Annotated in this window: 6 protein-coding genes; 2 read left to right on the top strand and 4 right to left on the bottom strand. The window is 64.0% G+C overall.

Annotated features, from left to right (window positions below; all coding sequences use genetic code 11):
• Positions 1 to 293: 293 nt before the first annotated feature.
• The 3 genes from ABYB95_RS11255 to ABYB95_RS11245 all read right to left on the bottom strand — a co-directional run bounded on the left by ABYB95_RS11255 (position 294) and on the right by ABYB95_RS11245 (position 5713).
• Positions 294 to 2222 carry a secretion protein gene (locus ABYB95_RS11255; protein WP_372658613.1) on the bottom strand — a complete coding sequence of 643 codons (1929 nt, stop codon included), beginning with the start codon at positions 2220 to 2222 and terminating at the stop codon, positions 294 to 296.
• A gap of 60 nt (positions 2223 to 2282) precedes the next feature.
• Entirely contained in the window at positions 2283 to 4640 is a 2358-nt protein-coding gene (locus tag ABYB95_RS11250; RefSeq protein WP_372658612.1) for a lectin, read from the bottom strand.
• A 281-nt stretch (positions 4641 to 4921) separates the two neighbouring features.
• Positions 4922 to 5713 (bottom strand): exodeoxyribonuclease III, encoded by a 792-nt coding sequence (locus ABYB95_RS11245; RefSeq protein ID WP_372658610.1) that lies wholly within the window; start codon positions 5711 to 5713, stop codon positions 4922 to 4924.
• Positions 5714 to 5723: 10 nt separating this feature from the next.
• Here ABYB95_RS11245 and pyrE point away from each other — a divergent pair, with 10 nt between their 5' ends.
• On the top strand, positions 5724 to 6440 hold the full coding sequence (pyrE, locus tag ABYB95_RS11240; RefSeq protein ID WP_372658609.1) for an orotate phosphoribosyltransferase: 717 nt from the start codon (positions 5724 to 5726) through the stop codon (positions 6438 to 6440).
• A 10-nt stretch (positions 6441 to 6450) separates the two neighbouring features.
• Positions 6451 to 7128, top strand: a complete 678-nt coding sequence (locus ABYB95_RS11235; RefSeq protein WP_372658608.1) for a DUF4124 domain-containing protein — start codon at positions 6451 to 6453, stop codon at positions 7126 to 7128.
• 69 nt (positions 7129 to 7197) lie between these two features.
• Here the strand turns inward: ABYB95_RS11235 and ABYB95_RS11230 are convergent.
• Positions 7198 to 9190, bottom strand: a 1993-nt coding sequence (locus ABYB95_RS11230; protein ID WP_372658607.1) for an indolepyruvate ferredoxin oxidoreductase family protein, incomplete at its 5' end; no start/stop codon positions are given.

The raw sequence follows: 9190 nt of genomic DNA, 5'->3' as shown, positions 1-9190 counted from the left end.
GGGTGCTCGACTCTGGTTGTTCGGTGTCCGGTCTACGAGAGGCCGCCGACATTCACCGAGCAACAATGACGGTTCAGTCTTGGCCGGCTCGGTGCCTTCACTGTCCGCTTCCGAGCAGATTGTCGGATGGCTGCTCCTGGCCGGGAGCAGCCCCCGCAGCAGTTGCACACGCCGCGCGAGAGCAACGCTTTGCAGGCTCCCGGCGACCGCCACCGGGAGAAGGGCACGCGCGTTCTAGGCGGGCGGCGCGTGCTTCAGACGCGGCCTGCCCTCTACGGATACGGCCTCGGCACTCAGTAGTACAAGAAACCCAGCGCTTCTTTCAGCCGGTCGCCCGTGGTGCGCATGCGGTCCCAGCGCTCCATGGCCATATCGCCCTGGCGGAACTCGCGGTAGAAGTTGTTGCTCTGAAGCTGGGTCAGTACCGCCTCGATGTTTTCCGGGTTGTTGTTGGCAAACCCGAAGCGCTCGCGCAAGACCTTCATGCGGGTGGTCATGGGGTCGCCCGCGCCTGCTTCAGCGATCTGAACCGGGGCTCTGGGTGTCACCAGGATCAGCACCGATCGTTGCAGGTCGTTGGTGTTCTTGTGGGAGAACAGGTATTGGACGCCCGGCACGTCCTGCAGGCCCGGCACGCCGTCGCGCGTGCTCGACGACGACTTCTCGCTCAAGCCACTCAGCACCAGCGTTTCGCCCATGTTCATCACCACGTTGGCGTTGGCTGTGGTCTCGCCGATCTCGATCTGGTAGGCGACGCGTGGGTTGTCGGAGCTGGCGTTCAAGGCTGTGCGCTGCGCTTCCACCTTGAGCTGAATGCGGCCCTGCGGCAAGAAGTTGGGGGTCACGGCCAGCTTGATGCCGAAGCGTTTGTCCAGCGGCACGATGGTGGTGCCACCTTGCTGGCTGGTGGAGACCACCCCCGCGCTCAGGTTGGTGCCCGAGAAGAACTCGGACGGCATGCCTTCGATGGCGGCCAGCGTCGGCCGTGCCAGCACTTCGTTGATCGAGTTGTTGGCGTTGGCGATGTTCAACGAGTACGACAGCGCCGGAATGGTCACGGCGCGGGTGATGGCGGTGCTCACCGCAGGAGTGGCGCTGCCCATGGCGCTGGAACTGATGACACGCGAATAGGCGGCCAGGTTGCCGGCCACCGAACCGAGTTGCAGGGTCAGAGCGTTGAGCAGGTTCACACCCTTGGAGGTCGAGATCAGTTCCTGCGTGGAGAGTAAAACCACGTCAACCAGGAGCATTTGAGGGCCGCTGGCAGGCCCGCTGGCAGGCGTGCTGGCCGCTGGTGCAACAGCAGGTGGCGCGTCCTGCTGCGGTTCTGGCTCGGGCCCGCTCAGGGTCGGGCGGACCACCGGACGGTTGTAGATTTCGGGCGTGGTGAAGGCCTGCGCCAGCTCTACCGGCCGCTTGCTGGCAGGGGGCGGGCCCATGCTGGTCTTGATCGCCACCGGGTTGGCGGCGCCGTGCTTGTCGTAAAAGCTTTTCCACTGCGCCAGGCGGCTGTCCACGCGCTGCACCTCGGGGCCGCTGTCCTTCATCTGCGCCAGCGCGCTGCGCATTCCGTCGGCCTGCGCGAAGCTGCCGCAGGAGGCGTACACCGCGATGCTGGAGCGCACGAAGCCGCGAGGTGGTTCTGCCGTGTACTTGCGGAACTGGTCTGCCATCGCACAGGCGGTCTTCGCGTCGCCGGTGAGGTATGAGGCCACCATCAGGCCGTAGACGGACACCGAGCTCTCGGGCGTGAGCAGCAGCACTTCGGAGAAGGCCTCCTTGGCGCGGTCGAACTGCTTCATGTCCATGTGCGCCAGGCCCATGAACTCTTGAGCGATCCAGTTGCTGGGGTCGATCCGCAGGGCTTGCTGGTAGCCCTCCAGTGCCATCTCGCCTTTCTGCGTGTCCCCCTGGCGGGCCTGCAGGTGGTAGACGAAACCATTCAAGAAGTGCAGGTGGGCGTTGCGCGGATCGAGCTGCAGGGCCTCGTTGACGGCCATCTGGGCCTTGGGCAGTTCCAGACGCTGGATGAATCCCACCGCCGCCGTGACCTTGGCCAGCATCTCGGAGTCGTGGATGCCAGCGGGCACCAGCGGCAGTGCCTTGATCATCTCGGCAAACGAGGGAGACTCGTCGGCCCAGGCTGGTTGCACGGCGCACAGAGCCAGCGCAACAGCGGCTGCCACGCGGGTGCGGCGTATCGATTTGTAGAGGGCGTTCATAAATGGTTTTTTTGTGACAAAGGGGGTTGATCGAGCAGCCGGGGTTCGCGCTAACACCCCTCAACAACCACTGCTCTTGAGGGTCTTGCCATACGCCTTGATCGAATTGCACAAGGGCACAGTTTTGTTGGGGCCGCCATCTCGCCCTTCGCGCTTGCCGTTCTCGATCCAATGCACGAGGGCCGCCGCGTAGTTGTCCTGGCCAAAGGCGTTCTGGAGGTCTGGATAGCGGTCGAGGTAGGCCTTGACATGAAAGTCCGGGCTGCTCTGCAGGCCTTGTTTGATGCCGTATACCAGCCAGTGGATCGTCATGGAGTCGGCGTCTGTGCTGCCACCCATGTCCTTCACCGCACTGGGATTCTTGGTTTGGTAGGACGGAATGTCGAACTCGAAGGAGCCACGCATCCGGTTCTTGTAGCCGGTGCTTTTCCAGTACGCCACCAGATCGGTCTTGGCGGCGACCAGGCCCGGCTGGGCATCGTAGAAGTAGTCCCAGTCGAACACGCTGCGGTCGTAGAGCATGGTCTTCACGTCGATCGACGACTTGGCCGTTTTGCCTCCGGCCGCACCGATGGCCGTGTTGGTGGCGCCACTGAAGGTCTTGCTCACGGCGTTGATCGAGCTTTCTGCCGCCTGGCGGGTTTGTGCCTTCACCCGGTTGTATTCCGCTTCGGCAGCCTTTGCCGCAGCGTCGGCAATCTTGGTCAGCTCTGCATTGGCGGCACTGGCTGTGTAGCCGCTGAGGTTCTTGTATTCGCCCGCGATCTTGTTGTAGGCCGCTTCGAGCTCTTTGCCGATGCAGCCACCGATCTTGGAAGGATCGACGTTCACGCCGCCCTGGCCTTCGAACACCTCGGCGATATCGGTCGTGGGCTGGATTTCCAGTTGGGTCTTGATCTCGAAGGGGTTCACGCAACTGGCACTGACGGCCACCTTCATGGTGCTGCCACTCATGCCCACCTCGACCTTCTGGCCCGCGAAATTCCCCAGCAGGTTGATGTTTTGCTGGCTGCCGCTGATGGCCATGGTCGCTTGCATCTTGAAGCTAACCTTGCCCAATGGGCCCAGCTTGACCGTGATGGCCTCACCCACATCGCCGTTCAGCCCCGAGCGGCCGGCAGTGGCGTACAGCCAACCCATCTTCTGCCCCAGGATCTTCACGTCGCCCGCCGCTTTGAGCAGCGGTCCATCGGTGGCCAAGGGGCCGAGCAGGGAAAAGTTGAAATACTTGTTGTCGTCGGGGAAAGGCTTGGTGCTGTCACCAAATGCGTAGGGGGGTGGAGGTTGCGGATTGCGCAACTGCACCACCGACAGCGGCTTGGTCATGGCCAGCAGCGGACCCTTGAACATGTCGATGTTGCGGATGAAGCCACCGCCGTACTTGGCCAGTCGCCCATCCGGCGTGGCCATGCCCACCATCATGTGAGCCGCGTCTTCCATGGTGAAGCTTGCCGGGGTGGCCATACGGAACTCAAAGTCCAGCAAGTCCATGGCGCCAGCCGGGTTCAGCGGCGTCTGGAAGTGCATGATGACTTTTTTGGTCTCAGCGCCCGGGAAAGCGGCGTTGCCTTTGTAGCCGAAGGTCAGGGCGTTGTTCAAGAAGAACGTGGCGTCGGTCAGAACGACTTTCGGCATGCTCAGCTGCAGGCTCGATTTCGGGGAAAACGAGAACTCCACGAAGGCCTCGGGCTTCGCCGCATCGGCCCCGGCTTTCTTCATGGTCTCACCGTGCGCGACGGCATCGGCCAGGCCCACGCCGGCACCGGCACCCCCCGCCAGATCGGCCGGGATCGGCATCACCACGGCGGCACGCATCATCAGCGCATTCGTATCCGCCCCCATGGACTGCATCGACATCTTCAAGAGCCCACCCAGGTTGGCGCGTGCGGCCAACTGAACGCCGCTGGAGAAAGACAGGGTGTTGACGTTGAAGTATTTGTCGCGAACCACCTGCTGCAGGGCGGGCGGCATCTTGATGTTGTCGAGCTCGTAATCGGTGGTCGAGAGCGAGATGATGGGCGACATGAGCGAGGTCTCGCCCAGGACCTTTTGCGCCTTCTCGCCCAGCAGGTGGGGCATGACCATGCTCTTGTCGACCACGAGCAGTAGCGTTTGCTGCGCCGCGCCGCTGGTGAAAAAGTACAGCTGCAGCGGCCCCGACTGGGTCATGTAGCACCCGGTGAGCTGAGCCCCGCAACTGGTTTTCTTCAGCGCCCCGACCATGCCCTGCACTTCATTCTTGATGCCACGGATCGGCAATCCGCCGAGCAATTTCTTGAGGCTGGGCGTGATCTCGGGTACGTCCTGCGCTTGGACCGGCATGGAGATGGCAAGCGCACCAAGCAGTGCGAGCACCCCTTTGAGCAGCGTGGGTGTCGCGCCAGAACCCCTGGGGGCCCGTATGTGAAGCAGTGGCATGTCTTTTTGTGGTGAATGGATGACCACTGACTATCGGCGTTGCACCACTGTCGCTAAAGGAGGAACTGGCCATGTATTGCCCGGCTGTTCTCGCAGGGTCCGCATGCGACGCCAAACGTCCCGCTCCCTCCGCCATGGGCGGCCGCCGGCAGGTGCTGGCACGGAGCCGCTCTGCGTTGACCGCGTCCGTGACCGGTAGGGCACCACTTTGCTGGCACCCGGGCGGCCACCAGCAGGGAAAAAGACCCGCGAGCGCTAACGCTGCGCTGGGATCGACCGCATCAGAGTTTGAAGTCGTACTCGATCGTCAGCGGCGCGTGGTCGCTGAACTTTTCGTCCTTGTAGATCGCCTCGCGTCTGGCGTGCGCGGCCAGTGCCGGGGTTGCCAGGTGGTAATCCAGCCGCCACCCCACGTTGTTGGCGTAGGCCTGGCCGCGGTTGCTCCACCAGGTGTAGGCGGTCTCGGTGGCTTCGGGTTGCAACTGGCGGTAGACGTCGACCATGCCGGCCTCGTTGAGCAGCTTGGTCATCCAGGCGCGCTCTTCGGGCAGGAAGCCGCTGTTCTTCTGGTTGCTGCGCCAGTTCTTCAGGTCGATGTTCTGGTGCGCGATGTTGATGTCGCCACACAGAATGAACTCGCGCTGGCTCTTGAGGGCTTGCAGGTGCGGGTACATCAGGTCGAGAAAGCGGTATTTGGCCGCCTGGCGCTCGGGGCCGGACGAGCCGCTGGGAAAGTACGAGCTGATGAGCGAGAGCTTGCGTTTGGGCGTGTCAAAGCGCAGTTCCACGTAACGCCCTTCGGTGTCGAACTCACCGCCATCAAAGCCGATGATCACATCGCTGGGCGCGTGTTTGGTGTAGACCGCAGCGCCCGAATAACCTTTCTTCTCGGCAAAGTGGAAGTAGCCGGTGAGTCCGGCCATTTCTTCGAACTTGCCGCTCACGTCGGGGCCCTGCGCTTTGACTTCCTGCACGCAAATACAATCGGGCTGGTGCGCGGCGAGCCATTTCTCCAGACCCTTGGTGGTGGCGGAGCGGATGCCGTTGAGGTTGAGGCTGGTGAGTTTGAACAAGGATTTCCCCATGGTGTTGGAAGCTGGAGCGGTGAAAGCCCAAGTGCGCGATGCGGCGCAGGCGCAGGCGTTCGTGCAATTTTGTGTCGAGTCGGGCGTGTTGCGCTTTGGTGAATTCAAGACCAAAGCGGGGCGCATGTCACCCTATTTCTTCAATGCCGGCCTGTTCGACGATGGCGCCAAGCTGGGCCGGCTCGCACAATTCTATGCAAAAGCCCTGCTGGCCAGTGGCATCGAATTCGACATGATTTTTGGCCCCGCCTACAAGGGCATTCCACTGGGTGCGGCGGTGGCCGTTGAGCTGGCGCGCCTGGGCCACAACCTGCCGTTTGCCTACAACCGCAAAGAGGCCAAGGACCACGGCGAAGGCGGCACGCTGGTGGGCGCGCCACTCAAGGGCCGGGTGCTGATCGTGGACGATGTGATGTCGGCCGGCACCGCCGCGCGCGAGTCGATTGCCTTGATCCAGGCGGCAGGTGCCACGGCGCACGCGGTGGCGATTGCGCTGGACCGGCAGGAAAAAGCCACAGAAATCGGCCCAGATGGGCGGGCGCGCGATGTCGATCACAGCGCAGTGCAATATGTGCAGCACACGCTGGGCCTGCAGGTATGCGCCATTGCGAGCCTGGAGGATTTGTTGCAGTATCTGACGGATCACCCCGGCACCGAACTCGGCCAGCACCTCGAACGTGTGCAAACCTACCGGCAGCGCTATGGGGTGGCTTAAGGACTTCACCGTGTTTCAAACCCCCGCCCCGGTTTCGCGCTGGCCCGCCCTTGCCTGGCAGAGTGGTGCCTTGCTGCTGGGCGCTGCTTTGTCGTGGCCGGCGGCAGCCCAATCGGGTCAGGGCATCTACACCTGCGTGGACAAAAATGGACGCCGCATCACGTCCGACCGGCCCATCACCGCCTGCCTGGACCGCGAGCAACACGAGCTGGGCAGCAGCGGCGTGGTCAAGCGCGTGCTGCCACCCAGCTACACCGCCGACGAACGCGCGCGGCTGGAAGCGGAACGCCGGCAAGAAGAGGAGATACGCGCACGCGTGCTGGAAGAAAAGCGGCGCGAACGCGCCCTTTTGATCCGCTACCCGACGCAGGCTTCGCACGACAAAGAGCGTGCCGACGCGCTGTTTCAGGTGGACGAGGTGATCGCAGCGGTGAACAAGCGCGAGCAGGCCTTGCTGGAGCAACGCAAGGGCCTGGACACGGAGCTGGAGTTCTACCAGAAGGACCTCAGCAAAGCGCCCGCCTGGCTCAAACGCAAATTCGACGACAACGAACAGCAAATGGGCGTGCAAAAGCGCTTTCTGGCCGAGCAGGCGCAAGAGAAGCAACGCATCAACGCGCGGTTCGACGAAGAACTGGTCAAGCTGCGCGAACTCTGGCGCGCCACAGCAGCCCTCAGAGGCCGCTGAGTTCGGCCAAGACCGGACGCCCGGCCCTGGCGCCGCCTACCCGTCGCCTGCCCATTCGCCAGTGGCTGCTCAGTGGCTGGCGGCCGTGACCCGGATGCCGCGAATCTGGCCCGCCTCGCGCGACACTTCGGGCCTGGGGTAGGCCGCCGGGTCGAAGCGGTGCAGCAGTTCGGCCTCTCGCACGCGGGTCAAGACCACGTTCGCCGCCTTCACATGGCCATAGCCACGCATCTGCAGGGGCAGCGCGGCGATGTCGGTGGCCAGCCGCAGCCGCGCTTCGGTGAGCGCAGGCAACAAGGCCTGGATGCGTTGCTGGTAGTGGTCGATCAACTGGCGCTCCATGCGCCGCTCTTCCGTGTAGCCAAAGACATCCAGCGCGGTGCCACGCAAACGCCGCCCTTGCGCCAGCAAGCGCATGGCGCCCAGCATCCAGCCCCCCAGACGCATCTTGCGCGGCGCCTGCCCGTCACGCCCACGCGCCAGCAGCGGTGGCGCCATGTAGAACTCCAGCTGGATATCGCCTTCGAACTGCGCCTTCAAGCGCTGGGCAAAGGCGCCATCGGTGTACAGGCGGGCGACTTCGTATTCGTCCTTGTAGGCCATCAGCTTCAACAGGCTGCGCGCCACCGCGCGTGAAAACGGCAGGCTGGAATCGGCGCCGAGCGCTTGTTCGCGCTGGCGTGCAGCGTCCACCTGCTGCACATACCGGGCCGCGTAGGCCGCGTTCTGGTATTGCGTGAGATGGGCCACGCCGTCGGCCAGCAATTGGTCCAGGGTTTCAGGGGCCTCGGGTTCTGCGGCGGCGCCTTGCGCCAGTGCCGCCACCGCCGAAGGGTTGGCCGCCGCGAGCCGCCCCAGGGCAAAGGCGAGCTTGTTGTTGTCGACGCCAACCGCGTTGAGCTCCATGGCGCGCAACAGAGCGGGCAAGCCCACCGGCACCAGGCCTTGTTGCCAGGCGTAGCCCAGGCACAGGATGTTGGAGACGATGGCGTCGCCCAGAAAGGTTTGCGCCAACGCCTGGGCGTCCAGCGTGGTGAGCCGATCCGCGCCGGCGGCGAAGCGCAGCTTGTCCAACAGGTCGGGCACGCGCAGGTCGGCGTCGGGGTTGTGCAGGCTTTCGGCGACCGGAATTGCATGCGTGTTGGCGACCACGCGGGTTCGGCCCTGGCGCACGGTGATGAGCGCTTCGGCCGACGCACCCACCACCAGATCGCAGGCCAACAACGCGTCGGCTTGCTGGGTGTCGATGCGCACCTGGTTGAGCCGCTCGGGCACATCGGCCAGGCGCACAAAGCTCAGCACCGAGCCGCCTTTTTGCGCAAAGCCCATGAAGTCCAGCACGCTGGCGCTCTTGCCCTCCAGGTGCGCGGCCATGGTGATCAAGGCCCCCACGGTGACCACGCCGGTGCCGCCCACGCCGGTCACCAGCAGGTCGTACGGCCCGGTCCACACATGCGCGGCGGGTGCGGCCAGTCGGTCCACTTGCTGCATGAAGGCTTGGGCACCGCCCGCCAGCGCACCGGCGCGCTTGCGCAACTGCCCGCCCAGCACACCCACGAAACTGGGACAAAACCCCTTGGCACACGAGTAGTCTTTGTTGCAGCTGCTCTGGTCGATCTGGCGCTTGCGGCCCAGCGGGGTTTCGAGCGGCAGCACGGCCACGCAATTGCTCTGCACCGAGCAGTCGCCACAGCCTTCGCACACGCGCTCGTTGATGACCAGGCGGCGCGCCGGGTCCACCAGTTCGCCCTTTTTGCGGCGGCGGCGCTTCTCGGCGGCGCAGGTTTGTTCGTAGATCAGCACCGTCACGCCTGGCATCTCGCGCAGGCGGCGCTGCACCGCGTCGAGCTCGGCGCGGTCGTGGAACTCGGTACCGGCCGGAAAGCGGTGGTGGATGCTTTGGTACTTGCCGATGTCGTCGCTCAGCACCACCACCTGTTTCACACCTTCGGCCTCCACCTGGCGGGCGATGCCGTCCACGGTGATGGTGCCGTCCACCGGTTGGCCGCCGGTCATGGCCACGGCGTCGTTGAACAAAATCTTGTAGGTGAGCGTGGCCTTG

The sequence above is a fragment of the Hydrogenophaga sp. genome (assembly GCF_041633695.1).
In the GTDB taxonomy this organism is placed as follows: Bacteria; Pseudomonadota; Gammaproteobacteria; order Burkholderiales; family Burkholderiaceae_C; genus Hydrogenophaga.
The sequence above is the reverse complement of the archived record's forward strand: the minus strand, read 5'-3'. Positions and strand labels throughout refer to the sequence as shown.